General features: G+C 34.6%; 14 protein-coding genes. All 14 read right to left on the reverse strand.

The genetic code is table 11. The features are described from left to right. Positions 1-56: 56 nt before the first annotated feature. Genes BLT95_RS06165 through BLT95_RS06225 form a run of 14 tightly spaced genes read right to left on the reverse strand, consistent with a single transcriptional unit; the run spans position 57 to position 15,036 of the window. Positions 57-1,070, reverse strand: a complete 1,014-nt coding sequence (locus BLT95_RS06165) for a glycosyltransferase family 4 protein (RefSeq protein ID WP_089665244.1) — start codon at positions 1,068-1,070, stop codon at positions 57-59. Beyond that, positions 1,024-2,391: an O-antigen ligase family protein gene (locus BLT95_RS06170; RefSeq protein ID WP_089665245.1), complete on the reverse strand. Its 1,368-nt coding sequence runs from the start codon at positions 2,389-2,391 to the stop codon at positions 1,024-1,026. Before BLT95_RS06170 ends, BLT95_RS06165 begins: the two co-directional genes overlap by 47 nt. Next, positions 2,388-3,431 (reverse strand): glycosyltransferase, encoded by a 1,044-nt coding sequence (locus BLT95_RS06175; protein ID WP_089665246.1) that lies wholly within the window; start codon positions 3,429-3,431, stop codon positions 2,388-2,390. Before BLT95_RS06175 ends, BLT95_RS06170 begins: the two co-directional genes overlap by 4 nt. Beyond that, positions 3,428-4,531: a glycosyltransferase gene (locus BLT95_RS06180; RefSeq protein ID WP_089665247.1), complete on the reverse strand. Its 1,104-nt coding sequence runs from the start codon at positions 4,529-4,531 to the stop codon at positions 3,428-3,430. Before BLT95_RS06180 ends, BLT95_RS06175 begins: the two co-directional genes overlap by 4 nt. Beyond that, positions 4,531-5,334, reverse strand: a complete 804-nt coding sequence (locus BLT95_RS06185) for a class I SAM-dependent methyltransferase (protein ID WP_089665248.1) — start codon at positions 5,332-5,334, stop codon at positions 4,531-4,533. The genes BLT95_RS06180 and BLT95_RS06185 overlap by 1 nt, the downstream gene beginning before the upstream one ends. A 21-nt stretch (positions 5,335-5,355) precedes the next feature. Then, the gene (locus tag BLT95_RS06190) at positions 5,356-6,339 is read right to left on the reverse strand and encodes a hypothetical protein (RefSeq protein ID WP_089665249.1); all 984 of its coding nucleotides are present in this window, start codon (positions 6,337-6,339) and stop codon (positions 5,356-5,358) included. An 8-nt stretch (positions 6,340-6,347) separates the two neighbouring features. Then, positions 6,348-7,349 (reverse strand): glycosyltransferase family 2 protein, encoded by a 1,002-nt coding sequence (locus tag BLT95_RS06195; protein ID WP_231896420.1) that lies wholly within the window; start codon positions 7,347-7,349, stop codon positions 6,348-6,350. A gap of 41 nt (positions 7,350-7,390) precedes the next feature. Beyond that, positions 7,391-8,917: a glycosyltransferase family A protein gene (locus tag BLT95_RS06200; protein WP_089665251.1), complete on the reverse strand. Its 1,527-nt coding sequence runs from the start codon at positions 8,915-8,917 to the stop codon at positions 7,391-7,393. Beyond that, positions 8,914-10,065 carry a glycosyltransferase family 4 protein gene (locus BLT95_RS06205; RefSeq protein ID WP_089665252.1) on the reverse strand — a complete coding sequence of 384 codons (1,152 nt, stop codon included), beginning with the start codon at positions 10,063-10,065 and terminating at the stop codon, positions 8,914-8,916. Before BLT95_RS06205 ends, BLT95_RS06200 begins: the two co-directional genes overlap by 4 nt. A gap of 1 nt (position 10,066) precedes the next feature. Further along, the gene (locus BLT95_RS06210) at positions 10,067-11,455 is read right to left on the reverse strand and encodes a UDP-glycosyltransferase (protein WP_089666860.1); all 1,389 of its coding nucleotides are present in this window, start codon (positions 11,453-11,455) and stop codon (positions 10,067-10,069) included. Between the two features lie 38 nt (positions 11,456-11,493). Further along, positions 11,494-12,861 (reverse strand): asparagine synthase-related protein, encoded by a 1,368-nt coding sequence (locus BLT95_RS06215; protein ID WP_231896421.1) that lies wholly within the window; start codon positions 12,859-12,861, stop codon positions 11,494-11,496. Positions 12,862-12,875: 14 nt separating this feature from the next. Beyond that, complete coding sequence (locus BLT95_RS14460; RefSeq protein WP_231896422.1) at positions 12,876-13,214, reverse strand: hypothetical protein; 339 nt, start codon at positions 13,212-13,214, stop codon at positions 12,876-12,878. Continuing rightward, positions 13,214-13,906: an acylneuraminate cytidylyltransferase family protein gene (locus BLT95_RS06220; RefSeq protein WP_089665253.1), complete on the reverse strand. Its 693-nt coding sequence runs from the start codon at positions 13,904-13,906 to the stop codon at positions 13,214-13,216. Before BLT95_RS06220 ends, BLT95_RS14460 begins: the two co-directional genes overlap by 1 nt. Positions 13,907-13,914: 8 nt before the next feature. Then, positions 13,915-15,036: a class I SAM-dependent methyltransferase gene (locus BLT95_RS06225; protein ID WP_089665254.1), complete on the reverse strand. Its 1,122-nt coding sequence runs from the start codon at positions 15,034-15,036 to the stop codon at positions 13,915-13,917. Positions 15,037-15,083: the final 47 nt, after the last annotated feature.

The raw sequence follows: 15,083 nt of genomic DNA on the forward strand, positions 1-15,083 counted from the left end.
GATCCGGCGATGGAAAAAATGAACAAGTATAAATTTTTCATAGATAAAAATGTTCATTAATTAAGAACTTCGTTCCACTGATCTTTTATATTATTCCAGTCGAAAGATTCAACTTTCTCTCTGGCATTTAGACACAATCGTTCTCCTTTTGAAGGATCTTCTACTATTTTTGAGATCGCATTAACCATAGCGCTTTCATCTTCTTCAGGAACTAATATTCCATCTTCATTGTTATTAATCAACATAGGCATCCCTCCTACATCCGTACTGATAATTGCAAGTCCCAGGCTCATTGCTTCAATAACGCTTATTGGCGTGTTATCTATAGAAGTGGTATTAATAAAAAAGTCATAGTTTTTAGAAAGCTCTGCCCAGTGTTTCTTTTTAAGCTTACCGGTAAACCTTACATCCAGGTCATATTTTTTCGCAAGCTTTTTACAAGAGATCATAGTACCGTCTTTCTCCGGACCCACCATACACAAACTAGCTCTTGGATATATCTGTTTTAATTTAAGTAAGACCTTTAAGGCCATTAAAGGATTATAACGTTCCTGAAAACGTCTCACCCATAAAAGTTTAGGCCGAAACTCTTTGCGTTGCAAAAACGGATATTTATCTGTTCTAATGGCATTAGGAATAACCTGAGTATTCTTAAACCCATAAGATTGAAAGATGTCATAGAGGAATTTAGATGGAGCGATATTTGCTTTAGAACCTCTAAACAAACTCTGACTAAATTTTTGAGAATTTTCAAGTCTGTCTGGCAAATTTCCACCATGAAGTATAGGAATATACTCTAAGTTAAACATTTTACAGGTTTTTCCTGCCAGATAAGCATAATAGAAATTCATAGCGCCGTAAGTATCTATGAGAACGATGTCTGTAGAGTTCTTATACTTAGCGATAAGTCCAAGCATTTCAGCCAGCCTCAGTGCTTTATTGTTTCTGGTGGATGCTGTCCTGACTTTATAGCCCTCTTTCCTCAACATTTTACTGAAAAATGAAATATAGGTAACCGTAAAACTATTGACCTGCAAGTCGTTTCCTATGTACAGGATTCTTTTTTTCATCTACTATATATAATAATGCAAGTCCATATACAAATGCTGGTAAGGCTATCCTCATTGCGGAGTGGTTAATAGTCATAAACCAGAAAACAACGAATGCCAGGAAATAATAATTATTCTTGAATTTAAACCAAAATGTAATTGGCACAAATATAAGAATACAAAGAGCAAAAACACCTAAAATTCCATGTTCAGCTAACAATCTGCTTAATTCATTATGACTGGCAATTCCAATTCCCAATTGTTCTTCTCTATACTCCTTCCCTTTCCCCACACCTATCCCTGTAATTGGATGATGATAAAAAGCAGTTAATTCTGTTTCTATAAGTTCTACTCGGCCGGTAGTAATATCGTCTTCCATCTGCCCCATGGCATTTCGGTTAGTATATCTATTACCAATTAATCCCCCCGTTTCTAATGAACTAAAAATCCAAACAGAAATAAATATTACTAAAACCCCTATAATTTTTAAGTTTAATTTTTTGATAGTTTTATCATTCTGTTTAAAATAAAATAACATTAAAAATGCAATTACACATAAGATAGCGGTGACAATACCACCACGAGAAAAGCTCACCACTCCTCTATATCCTACCATCAATAACAAAAAAGCATCTATAATATTTATTTTAAAATTTTTAATAGTGAACAACCGGGTGCTTAATAAAAATACTGCCAGTCCCATGATGGTGGAAATCTGATTGGGTCCGAAACCACCAGTAGAGGCATAATTACCTGAAAAACTAATCATTACGTCATCTAGACTTGGAGTATAAAATAGAAGATACACAGCCTGTGCAATTACAGGCATTAAAAGCATTACTAAAACGCGCTGAAAATCTTCCTTTTTAATTTTTTTATAATAACAGTAGAGTGCGGAAACTCCAAGGCAAACAGGACCGGCTAGGTTAAAAGCCACTTGTTTCCTGAATTCAAATTCATAGCTCATGGTAAAAGTAACCATAACTACTCCCGGAAACAGGATTAGCAGATAGATCCAGAAAGGAACTGTCTTAGAACTGGCTCCTTTAAAGAACATTCCTATTACCAGAAAAATGATGACCATATATTTTCCTGTTTCATAGAAAATCACGGCACTGGTCTGTCTGAAAAAAACTTCTCCTCCTGCTATATATGCCGCAGCCATCAAAGCCTCATTACCCCTATTTTTTCTATCGATTATTATAAAAAGGAAAGAAGCAATGATACCCATCAGAATAATCTTGGCTAAAGATGGAAACAGATAAATTAGAAAACCATATCCAAAATGTAATATCAACATTTTGAGATAAAACTGATTATTTACGGTATCATTTCTAATCATAAATTTTTACAAAATTGTAAATAATCCGGTATCACTGATTGAGCTGAAAATTTATCTAAAACTCTTTCTTGGAATTCTCTTGAATCCTTCTCTGCTCTATCCGAATTTATCAGATAGTCTCTAATGGCAATTGCCATTCCCTTTACATCTCCAGATGCAACAATATTAGCATTTTCTCCTAATATATTTCTGCAGGCTCCAACATCCGTAGAAACTACAGGTATTCCTGCAATTCCATATTCCAGAATGACCATAGGCATTCCTTCAGAGTTTGAACTTAGAACTCCCACTTGCATTTTATTCAAAATAGGACCTGGATTCAATAGAGGGCCATGAAACTTAACATAGGACCTCCTATTAAATTCCTTATTCATTTCAATTGAATAATCATCTCCAAATTCCTGTCCTATCAAATGAAGGCTAATTTTAATTTCCTTCGACACCAAGTCACAGGCCTCCAAAAGAAATTTATGGTTTTTAACCGGTTTTAGGTTAGCTATACATACTACATTTAATCCGGTATTATTTTTTAATCTTCTGTCTTCACCTCCTAAAACAAAATTAACAAGGCTTATAGATTTTCTAGCCTTTAGTAGATCATCAGCCCATTCCTTTAATTCCTGATTTACTGAAATTATTCCATCAAAAAACCGAGAAAAAAGAATTAAAAGTTTCTTTTTAGATAGGGACATTCCCTTACTAGCACCATAATGATTATGCCAAATGAGCTTAAATTTGCTTCCGGTCAGTTTACACAGCACTGCAAAGAACCACGAGGTCCCATGGGCATGAACAATATCTATATCATGTTGATATAGATATTTTTTGAAATTCAATATGCCTTTTTTGTCAAAGATCTTTTCTCTTTTTAAAAAAAAAAATTTTACCTCCTTATTTAATAGCTTTGTAAAACCACCTTCTTCCCTGGTGGTGACCAAAAATGATTCTTGTCCAAAATCAATTAGTGAATTTGCATAATTAACCGCCATTCGCTCCGCCCCTCCTGGATTTAGAGTATCTATCAATTGCAGGATTTTCATAGTAATTTTTTTATTTCAATCCTGAATTTTTCTAAAGTATAAACCTGCGACCATTGCTGAGCTTTTATTGAAAGTATATTAAGTTTCATCTCATCGGAAAGAATACTTTTAATTCTCTGAGCGGCCAAACCGACTTCCGGTTCAATTATAAACCCTCTGTTACCATACCCTAACATCCAGGGTACACAGGAAACTGAGGTAGCTACAGGAATACAGCCAAAGAACATAGATTCCGCCAGTGCTTTGGGCCAGCCTTCGCTTTTTGATGGTAAAATGGAAAAATGCGAATTTTTATAAGCGTTCATAATCACCTGAGCATTTTGATTTCCATGTAATATAATATTACTTTCCAGACCATGATCTTCAACATATTTACGGATGCCTTCTTCCATTATACCCGATCCGTAAATATCCAAAAAAACTTTACTTCCATCTTGTAGGAGTTTATGAATTATCTGAACCGCTAATAAAGGCCTTTTGCCCTCAGAAAGTGTTCCTACAAAGATAAATTTCTGTGGAAGGGAAAAATCTTTAATATAGGTGTTCCGGTTAGATTCTGAATAACTTGCGGTAAAAAAGGGAATTATATTATTAGTCCGGCTAGACCACTCTCCGTAGACCAAAACATTTGCATTTCGTGTTAAGAATTCATTCTTCAGAATCCATTTCTGAAATCGATAAGTCCAGGGTTGTTCACTTTTAGGATCCCAATTCCCTGCATACTTAATAGTTTTAGACTTTCCTGGAAAAAGTATCTGAACCAATGCCGCCAACAATCCTATATTACCTGGACATCTAATATGTATATGATCTGTTTTATACATTGCCCTGTAAATTTCTAAAACAATAACAGGTATCCTAAAAAACGAAATTACAGAGTTTTTGAAAGAAGTAAAATTAATTGTCTTAATAGGGGCAAACTCCACATTCTTATTATAGCTGCTATCAATAGCAGTTTTTTTATTTTTTAAAGGAGCAATAATTGTAACTTCATCTATAAAATCAAACCATATATTCATTTCCCGTATATATGGGGAATAAGAAAAATAAGTATTCTCTCCCTCAAAATGTTCGGCATGAGTAAATACGGAAAAATGCATTAATTCGATTTAAGTCTCATAAGCATGGTTAGGTGCATACATTTAAACATATGCTTATCATTTCGCTTAGATAATTCCCAGTCAGTTCTATGCCACTTCTTGGTAATTATTTCTTTTTTGTATTTTCCAAGTGGTAAAAGATTGATCAAAAACAACCATTTTGTTTTACCTAAAATAGCGCGCCTATCCAAGATTTTAAATTCCTGAGAATATTTATAATACACTTTTTTAGAAAAAGGCCATTCCCACTCCTTATCGGTTTGAAAAGGCCGGTACAATCCTCTTAAGAGCCGAACCGGCTTACTTGTGGTAAGGGGATCATAACTTATTATTCTCCCCCCAGGTTTAATTTTTTGCTTTAGCTTACTAATTAATTCCTCGGTATTTCTAAAATGATGTAGCACACCATAAGCATAAATAAGATCAAAATCTTTTTCTTTAAAATCGGGAGAAAGAAAATCCATAGAATATACTTCAGCATTAGGTAATTGACTGAAGCGTTTGTCGAGTATTTTTATAGCCTTCTCGCTTAGATCTATACCTACGTATTTTTTTGCATTTTTCGCCATATGAAAAGACAACGAGTTTCCCTCATAACAACCCAGGTCTAAGACTTTCATTTCATTTAGATCCCCAAGCCAATCTAAATGCAGGTCATATATCTCCTTTTCAAGACCTATATTTTTCCTGAAAGCATTTAAGGTGCTATTTCTAAAGTAATACCAAATTTTGGTAACAAAATTCTTTTCTTTATGGTCGTAGAAAGCTTTTTGCTTACTTATCATATCCTTCATTTCTTCCATACGAATAGCTTTCGGTTTAATTTATCTAAGTACAAAGTTATAAAGGTCGTACAGATTATATTTAATAGATGATTTCCAGGTTAGATTCTTTTTGCCAGTTTTTATTTCATCACCATCATATACCACGTAATACTCATCATTAATTTTATTCATATTCAAATGGTGCATCCCTCTACCAAACCATCGAATCGAATCAGATTTATATAATTGGTTGGAAAGAACTTTTTCGAATTTCTTCTCCCTTAAATTATATAAGGAAACGCCAGTGCCATATCCCTCTTTGTTATTCTGAAAAGGTATAAACCATTCACCCTTGACAGAAAAAAAATTACCTCCTGCTCTGATTTCATTTCCCTTTCTCTTTTTAAAAACCTTATCCTCATCCCATTTTCCAAATAGAGAATCAGCTCTAAAAATATGCTGTTCCCAGTCTTCATCGATCCCGGTGATTAGATTTATGGTATCGGACATCAGGATTGCAGGGTCCTTTAATTTAATATTTTTTATTAAGGTATCAGAAACCTTCCATTCCAGTGGAAAATTAACTGCTTTATATAAAACCACCTGATTAATTGCAGCCGATTCAGGCAGGATATAATAGTCTTGTTTATATTTAAATATCTGCGGAAATGATAAATGAAAAGACTCGTCTATTACGTTCCCTTTATAACTATAATTCAACCCATCCGGTGATTGAAACAAAGCAATCTTAGCCGGCCCCTCTTCTTGATGTTCAAAAAAAAGATAATAAATGCCATCCTCATAAAACAAAAAAGGATCAGCGAGAAATCTGGTTGAAGAACTAGTTATTCTGTTAAGAGAATCATGACTTATAAGGTTACTTTCAGAAGGAAATATTTTTTGAAGTGGAGCATCAGTAGTTCTGAAACCTATAGACCAGCCATTACTCTCTGGTGACACAAATGGATATCTATAGTTAAAAACAGCCAGCACCAGGAGAAAGATCCCTATTATAAATAGAATTGATTTGATCCCCTTTCCCATCCTTATATTTATCGTGGTTTATTAATTATCAAACTCAGCCAACCCGTGAATCTTCCGAGGGAATCATTTAATGATTTTCCTTTTTCATCCTTATTAAGGATATTGCTGAGTCTTATTAAAATTAATAATAGGGTAATTGCGTTCCATTTTAAAATACTTTTAAAACCCGGATCAGGATTTTTAATTTTCCACACATAAAAACCATTACGCACTACCATCTTACCATATTTAAAATAATCTGGCCTACCAGCTTCTTCATGTAAGTGATATACCTGGGCTCCCGTATTCACATACATTTCTCCTATTCTGGATGCCCTAAGGCAAAAATCCATATCTTCATATAAGCCATAACCTTCAAAATATTTTGAAAAACTTAATTTTTTAAATATTTCCTTTTTATAGGATGATACACCCCCCATAAAAAATTCAACAGGATAAATATCACCTGTAGGTGGCAGGAAACTAATGGATAAACCATGAGAAAATGTCGGCATAAAACCGGGGGGGTCATCTGATAATAAATTCAGTCTCTTACGAACATGATTTCTAAGTCCTAGTTTTCTTACAAAGCCATCTTTTAAGAATTCATCAAATCTAACCTCTTGATTATTTCCTTTTTCAGTCCAGTCGGTTTCATTTAAGATAACACCACCCACGGCTATTGCATTAGGAAAAAGCTTATAAGTGTTTATTAGATTTTCAAAATAATACTTGTCCAGAACTATATCATCATCAAGGAAACAAACAATTTCAGCTTCGGAGGATAGTTTACTGATCCCATAATTTCTTTGCCTGGTTAAGCCTCTATCATTTTCTTCAACTCTGTAATAATTAAGTTTTCTATACTTTTTCGTCTGAATTAATTTTTCTGTCTTATCATTCAAAGAGCCATCAATAATTAAGATCTCGTTGGGATAAAGGCTTTGTTCTACCACAGAATCCATTAATCTTTCCAGCGAAGCAGACCTCTGATAAGTGCATACCACCAGGCTAAAATTATATGATTCCATATGTTCCATCATTTGATGATTCTATTTAATTGCCCTGAGAATTAAGGCAAATTACTGCTTAACTTCTCACTTAAAGCCCATCTGTCTCTCATCATTTCGATATATTTGATTGGATTCTTTATCTTTTGTTTTTTATAGAACTTTAAAAATAGACTCACCTTATATCCCCTTCTCATCTCAGTAGAATAATATTTTTTTGCCAACCACATCATGGTAGGTGAAGGCTTAGGCTCTAATTTGGAATTATCCCATCTGTCTTTAAGTGTATTCCGGAACCCCCCACTACCAGCCTTTAAATGTGTAATCTTCACCTCTGGATGGTAAACAATATCACAACCATGAGATCTTAATTGTAATCCAAAATCAATGTCTTCACCAAAGCCAAATTCGAGAGCCTCTGAAAACCTACATTTCAAAGCGTACGAAGATCTTACTATAGAAGTACCTGAACCAAATGCTGCCCATTGCTTGATCTTTTCAAAAAAAGTATTTTCACCTGGCTGTATACAATTTAAATTGAGGGCACAAATATCAAGGTGATGTAACTCTTCTAAAGCCTTTTCTATAATATTCTCAGCAAAGCGTATATCATCATCGGCAAAAAACATCCAGTCGCCAGTTATTGATTGCATGGCAAGATTTCTAGCATTACAGGCCCCTGTTTTATGAATAAAATGATGAACTATTTCAAATGGCCATACCTCATTATCTATAAAATCCAATTGTGTTTTGGAACTGAGATCTGGGTTTTGTTCAACAATTATCAATTTTGAAGGAAAATGTGTCTGTGCTTTTAGATCAATTAATACCTTTCTTAAATATTCAGGCCTTCCTATTGTTGGGATTATTACATCTACGGTATTTCTTAAACCTTTGGTTTTTTTCAGAGGAACTTTTAAATCTGAAAGGTCAATTTCCTTATGAAAACAGGATCTCTTAAAATAACTTTTAATAAATGACCACAAAGGCAATTGTTTCTCATATTTAATATAGCAGAATAAAAGAACAAATAACCATTCCTTTTTATAATGTTGAGCTACAAAATTGAATAATTGAGATATTGATGCCTTGCTCTGGTAAGTAGGTTGGGAATTTGCTTTTACTAAATCAGGTTCGTTATAACAAAAAAGGGAATTCTGCTGCCCCAACTTACCAATAGAATTAATGAGGTAACCAAAGTCTTCAATATTCTGAAATATCCATTTAAATTTAAGAGCTGTTTTAGCTTTGATACCCCCAACATCTGTACTCATTCTCCAGGTTGGATATTTCACCTCATATGCTGGATTCACAAAAGGAAACTGGTCTATATACCCTATGGAATCAGGAAGAAATTTAGATTCTATATGATATGAGGCCATAATGCAATCATGTTTAAAAATATCGTTTAGGTCATCATTTAAATCTGCATTGATTTCCTCGTCTTTCCAAATTATTAATTCCTCAGGATACCTCTCGCAAATTTCCCAAAAGCAAATCACCAGGTTTGAATGGGAAAACTGAATTTGCTCTCCATCTTTAATTACAGATTTTACTTCTGCTGAATTATAATGATTTAAATAGATCAATTATCCTGGTATTTACTTATAACTGAATTATAATAATCAATATTTCTATCTGCTATCAAATCAGATGAAAAATCATTCATAACCTTAATCCTGGCATTCTTTCCCAATTTTTTACATAAGTCGGAATCCCTAAGAAGTTCAATAATTTTTTCAGCATACAGCTGGTGATTCTCAGGCGATACCGTAAAACCGGTCTTTCCATCTATCATTACTTCCTTTGCCCATCCAATATCTGAAGTCACCAATGCTTTTTCCATGGCCATCGCCTCCAGCCAGGTCATAGGCAAAGCCTCAGCAAAACTTGGCAGTACTACCACTTTAGCGCTCATAATATGTGATTTAACCTCATCATAAGAAACAGCTCCCAGATATTTTACTTTTGGCTCAGCAATCTCCGTCAGTTTTTCCCGGAAAATTTCCAGAGTCGATCTCTTTTCAAAAATATCAGGTACATCCTTTCCTATCAAAATTAATTCAGCATCTGGAAGAACAGCATTTACCCGGTTAAAAATATATGCCAGTTCTATAATACCTTTTTTTCTAATTAAAGATCCAAAATATAATATACGATTAGGAGCAGGTTCATCTACTGAGGGTTCAAATTTTTCAATTCTTATACTATTTGGAATAATTTCAATATACCTTTTCAATCCAAGAATTTCATTGGTCTTCCTTGCGGTAAATGCACTAACCGCTACCAGAGAATCAGCAGCTTTTAAAGCTCTTTTCTCAAAAAAGCGATTCTTTAGCTTTTGTGGTCTCCCATCCAGTTTGCAAAAATAAGCATCACTCCCATTCATACGTATTACCACCGGGCAATTTATATTCATTAATGCTGTGACCCCCGTCCAGTCTGGAGCCTCAAGTATCTGGATATTTTTAACGCTAATAAGATTATTTATAAACCTTTGAATATGTTTTCTATAAAAGAACCAGCCTCCCCAAAAATAGCCTCTCTGTTTTAAAAGATAAAAATGAATGCCGCTTTCTTCAAAATTCGACTCCTCCTTCTGTCCATATATTATCAAGCTCACCTCTTCTCCTTTTCTTATCAGAGCCTCGGCCAGATTCTTAATACTCGTTCCAAGACCTCCTGAGGGATGACAAAGGGGGTGTGGATATTCGGGAGTTAGAAAGGCTACATGCATATTATAATAAGCTATCTAATTGATTGACTATATGTTTTGAGGCATTCATTTCAGAATTAGTCTTATTAATTTTAAAAAACCAGTCTTGAGCATTAAATACAACAGCATGTGGATCTTTCAATGCGTTTTCTACTATTAAAGATATATCAGACTTTTTATTTATCCAGTAAACAGAATTTTTATCTGGCATAGACTTAAAATGAGTGTATGAATAAACTTCCCTGATGTCTTTTTCCAGGTTTGTTACAGAAGGTAAATAATTTAGATAGGCACAGGGTTTTCCTTTAGCCGCATAGTCGAAGACCATAGAGGAACCTACATTTATCACCATAAAACTGTACTCAATAATGTTTGTTTGTAAATGAAGATCATCTTTTGTGGGTATAGCATGACTCCAGTAACCTTCCCCTCCAGTCCATAAAGGATTAATAGGTACTATAAGACCTTTATGATCCTTTAGTATCTTATCATAGCGCTCTGAAAAATCTACTGGACATCTTCTAAAAATTATCCCCAGCCTATGTCCTTTTTGATTTAGTTTTTCCACCTCTTCTGCTACATCTTTCAAAAAATACTCATCATGAGGAGAAGTGGTAATGTCATCTCCGGAAAAACACAGGTATTTTTTTTCCTTATCTAATCCATGAATATCAAAAAAATCCTTCTTATTTATAATAACCGATCTGTCATTATGAATTTCGAATTGGGGAGTACCCGTAATTTTAATTTGATCAGATTTTATATCTGGATAATATTGAAGCAATTCATTCTTCATATATTCACTCCAGACAAAATAATAATCAGGATCAAGCACCTTAGTTGCCTTAGGAAGATTATCCCAGGAAAAAATAAAACAGGAAGTAGATATACCAAGATCCTGAGCGGCAGTGATTGGTGATATTGCATTTACAGGCCTTTGATTTGTGCAAAATACCACATCTGGATTCTCTCGTTTTAATATTTCCAAACAAGTGTTATAATATCCGGTTTTTCTTTCAGCATCCTTCATCTTCCGTCTTAATTTCACCAAACCACTTTCTGAATTATATCTCCTTATCAGGATGCTAAGAATAAAATTCTTCAACTTATTTTTAAAGCCTTTATTCGAGGCTGGAAATTTATATTTTTCATAAACCGGATCATCGAATTTATTTTTAAAAAGATCTAGTTCTATGAGAATCTTAGCACGTTTTAAAATATCTGTCCACGCTGAAGGCTTAGGATCTAATTTTATCTCGCTATGCCCCCTCCCTTTCAGATCAAAATGGGTCATATTTAAAAAAAGTAATTCCCACCCTGCTTTTTTCGCTTCTTCCGGAAATTTAGTATAAACAAAATTCCTCAAGCCAACACCATCTGGGATTATTACTAAAAGTTTTTTTGATCTCAATTCAGATAAAGTTTTTAGAACTCTCCAAATATAGAAAACTAAGTAGTTTCCTGAATACCGGAAGCTATAAGACTTGTATTTATCCATTGCCAAAGGAAAAAACTATTGGTTTTTGGACCTTCTTTATATAGATCCCATTCTTTCCGGATAAGATCATGATCAAACCAGGATTGAAAAGCGGAGTTTTCTAAATTGGCTAAGTTTTCCGTTACAAAAGTCTTTAGTTCTGCACCTAACCACTCTCTTTGCGGCGTTTGCAAGGCTCTTTTGGGGGCCTCTGAAATTTTATTCGGTACAAATCCCTTTATAATCTCGCGTAATAAATATTTATGTGTTCCTCCATTGATCTTCATAGCATCCGGAAGGGAAAATGCGAGTTCCATCAACCTGTAATCAAGAAAAGGTTCTCTTAGCTCAGTACTAAAAGCCATTGATATACGATCATTAAATCTCAATGCCCTCGGGAGCTTGGTATAAAAGAGATCGCGGTATTGCAAATTCTGAATTCGGGAGTTAAAAGGTGTGGGATACTCTGGTTTTTGGGCCAGACTTCTAAAAGAGCTGTTAAGGACATTTGGTTTAAAAGAGCTGGAATTTCCGGTACCCTGTACTACAGAATCGCTTTGGGCTGAATAATAATCATATCCCGCCCATTGCTCGTCCATTCCCTGACCATCCATCAAAACCTTAATCCCCGATTGGTTCGCTTTTTCAAAAATTTTGGAATAGGCTATGGTAGGTATTCCCCCAAAAGGTTCTTCCTGAATATCACTTAATAATTTTGCATATCTGGGTACTTCATCAAAGCTAAGTCTTACCTTTTCAAGAGGATTCCCGGTTTGCCTTATCATTCTTTCTACCCACGGCAGTTCATCATATCGTTCATCACCCGTATAAAATGAAAAAGCTCTTATTTTTTTACTTTTGCTGTAATTATTAACCAGTGCAAGTAATAACGAACTGTCTATACCTCCACTAATATTGAATCCAATCTCGACATCTGCCCGGAACCTTAACCTAATAGAATCAATAAGCAACTCCAGATATTTCTCTTTAATTTTCTTTGCTGAATGATTATTTGAAATAGTCCTGATCTGCTCAGGGAAATCATACCATTTTTCAATACAGAGATTAGCGTCTTTAAATTCTATAAAATGTCCTGCGGGTAGTTGTTCTATATCTTTATAAAAAGTTTCTGATGGAGATCCATAAGAACCAAAACAAAAATAATTAGCCCATAATTTTTCATTGGGTTCTGCCGGTTTCACCCTGCGGATAGCTTTAATTTCGCTGGCAAAAAGAAGATCATTATTGGAGTAATTATAATAAAAAGGTTTGACCCCAAATCTGTCGCGGGCTGCAAAAAGCTTTTTCTCCTTACTATCCCAGATGGCGAAAGCAAACATTCCATTTAATTTTTTCAGGCAACTTTTCCCCAAAGAATATAGGCCGCCAGTAAAATTTCGGTGTCTGAACTGGTTCTGAATTCATATCTCTGGCCTATTTCAGTCCTTAATTCCTGGTAATTGTAAATCTCTCCATTATAACTTAGGTGATAACGGCCGGTAGGATCATTAAAAGGCTGATCTGCTTCATGCGAAAGATCAATAATAGAAAGGCGATTGTGTCCTAATACCGCAAATCCCTTGTCTTCATAAATACCCCTGGCATCAAGACCACGGTGAGCTATGGAGATAAGCATTTTTTCAATATCAGTCTCCTGAATTCGATTTCCAATAATTCCGGCAATACCACACATTAACTTCTTTTTTTCAGAATTTCTTCGGCTTTCTTCCAGTCCTCCATGCTATCAAGGTTCACATAATCCTCATCTGTGGTATCTATAAAGCCAATCTTATTGCCAAGAAGGGAATTAGAGTTTAAAATAACCTCAGTCTTTGTAAGATAAATTGCTCCATCCCTGTGGTATGCCTTCGGCAGCTCCTGTCTGCGAGAAATGATTTCCTTCTCTCCGGTAGCAATTTCCAGTTTCCCTTTCTTTTCTTCAAATACCCAATGAGGATTATATTGGTGGGGAACTTTGCGAACGCTTACCAGTGAATCATAGCTTCCTGAATCAAATTTTTTGATTGCATCATCTATAAGTCCATCTCTCCGGAAGGGGGTTGTAGGCTGGAGTAGACAGACCGTATCAAAATATTCATTGGATGCTGCAAAAAATTCTAGTGCATGCTTTATAACTTCAATAGAAGGTGTTTCATCTTTAGCAAATTCAGCCGGTCTTATAAAGGGAATTTCTACCCCCAGTCGCTTCCCTGCTTTTATAATTTCTTCGGAATCGGAACTAAGAATGCATTTTGTAAGCAGTTTAGATTCTACAACGGAATCTATAGTGTAGCCTAAGAGTGGTTTTCCCCCTAGCAACTTAATATTCTTTCCGAGGATTCCCTTGCTACCGCCACGAGCTGGAATTACGCCTAATATTTTCAAATCTAATTTTATTTTTTTTTAAAAAAATACCTATTCTCCCCTATTCCAAATTTTTCGCTTGAATAAGGAATATTTTTATAAATATACTCTACCCGGTCAAATTTGACACCTCTATTAAGTCTATGAATAGAAGTTGCTCCATTTAATACCAATTGACTTTCAATATCCTCCTTTGCCAAACGTGTATTTATAGGGACCATTACATGATCCAACATATAAAAAACCCTATTAGGCGGAATATTTAAAGATTTCATTACTTGTTGAGCAAAGGATTTATTTACTTTTTTCATGATAGCTCTAAGTAGCTCAATTTGATCCCAAAACAAACCTCCAGGATCCTCAATTAGATACAGCCATCCATATCCACCAGGTTTTAATACACGAAGTTGTTCAGAAATACCTTGTTTCCAATTTTCTGTATGGTGTAATACACCATTACTAAAAACAAAATCATATTTTTCATCTTCATAAGGCATATCTAATACCGATCCCAAGTCAAACTCAATATTATCAATATTAGCCATTTTAACTCTGGCCCTTGCATCCTGTATTCCAATTTCAGAGTAATCCAATCCAACTGCACTCTTTGCTCCTAACAATTTCCACGCAGCTGTATATCTACCCCCTCCAGAACCCTGATCTAATACTTTCATTTTTCTAAGTTCCGGAATATGTATGTCATTTATTTTTAACCTTGTTTCCAAAAGATCTTTGGCTTCGTCAAAAAAGCTATAGTGATCAAATTCCTGAAATAATTTTCCATAATGAATTCCTGTATGGACCTTAATTTCTTCGGGGAATTCCGGAATTTTATCATCTATCATAATCTGAGACATTAATTCTTCTAATGGTCCAGACTCTATTATATTAGAAGTAAGTTTTTTAAGCTTAAACAAATCTTCTTTAAAAGAAATTACTGGATTTTTATCCCCCATTAAGTTTCTCTCAAAGGCATTAAATAAAAATGGTACAGCTAGTGTTCTTAAATAATCATAAAAGTTCGTTTTTGGTAAGCTGTTAAAGAATTCAATTATTTGAGCTGGCATTTGGCCGTAGGTGCCAGTTTGAATGCACTTTACAATTTCCGCATCAGAATTAACATTTCGAATATCTTGATTCTCTGCAAACATTCTATTAAGATTTTTTCCCTTTTAGAATATGATTTCTATAAAAGGAC

It is taken from the genome of Gramella sp. MAR_2010_147, from assembly GCF_900105135.1.
GTDB lineage: Bacteria > Bacteroidota > Bacteroidia > Flavobacteriales > Flavobacteriaceae > Christiangramia.

What these genes read in the sequence shown, in the direction of transcription:
- BLT95_RS06185 (WP_089665248.1), bottom strand. Translation starts at nt 5,334, where the DNA reads ATGGAAGAAATGAAGGATATGATAAGTAAGCAAAAAGCTTTCTACGAC.
- BLT95_RS06165 (WP_089665244.1), bottom strand. Translation starts at nt 1,070, where the DNA reads ATGAAAAAAAGAATCCTGTACATAGGAAACGACTTGCAGGTCAATAGT.
- BLT95_RS06190 (WP_089665249.1), bottom strand. Translation starts at nt 6,339, where the DNA reads ATGGGAAAGGGGATCAAATCAATTCTATTTATAATAGGGATCTTTCTC.
- BLT95_RS06215 (WP_231896421.1), bottom strand. Translation starts at nt 12,861, where the DNA reads ATGTTTGCTTTCGCCATCTGGGATAGTAAGGAGAAAAAGCTTTTTGCA.
- BLT95_RS06170 (WP_089665245.1), bottom strand. Translation starts at nt 2,391, where the DNA reads ATGATTAGAAATGATACCGTAAATAATCAGTTTTATCTCAAAATGTTG.
- BLT95_RS06195 (WP_231896420.1), bottom strand. Translation starts at nt 7,349, where the DNA reads ATGGAATCATATAATTTTAGCCTGGTGGTATGCACTTATCAGAGGTCT.
- BLT95_RS06180 (WP_089665247.1), bottom strand. Translation starts at nt 4,531, where the DNA reads ATGCATTTTTCCGTATTTACTCATGCCGAACATTTTGAGGGAGAGAAT.
- BLT95_RS14460 (WP_231896422.1), bottom strand. Translation starts at nt 13,214, where the DNA reads ATGTGTGGTATTGCCGGAATTATTGGAAATCGAATTCAGGAGACTGAT.
- BLT95_RS06175 (WP_089665246.1), bottom strand. Translation starts at nt 3,431, where the DNA reads ATGAAAATCCTGCAATTGATAGATACTCTAAATCCAGGAGGGGCGGAG.
- BLT95_RS06225 (WP_089665254.1), bottom strand. Translation starts at nt 15,036, where the DNA reads ATGTTTGCAGAGAATCAAGATATTCGAAATGTTAATTCTGATGCGGAA.
- BLT95_RS06205 (WP_089665252.1), bottom strand. Translation starts at nt 10,065, where the DNA reads ATGCATGTAGCCTTTCTAACTCCCGAATATCCACACCCCCTTTGTCAT.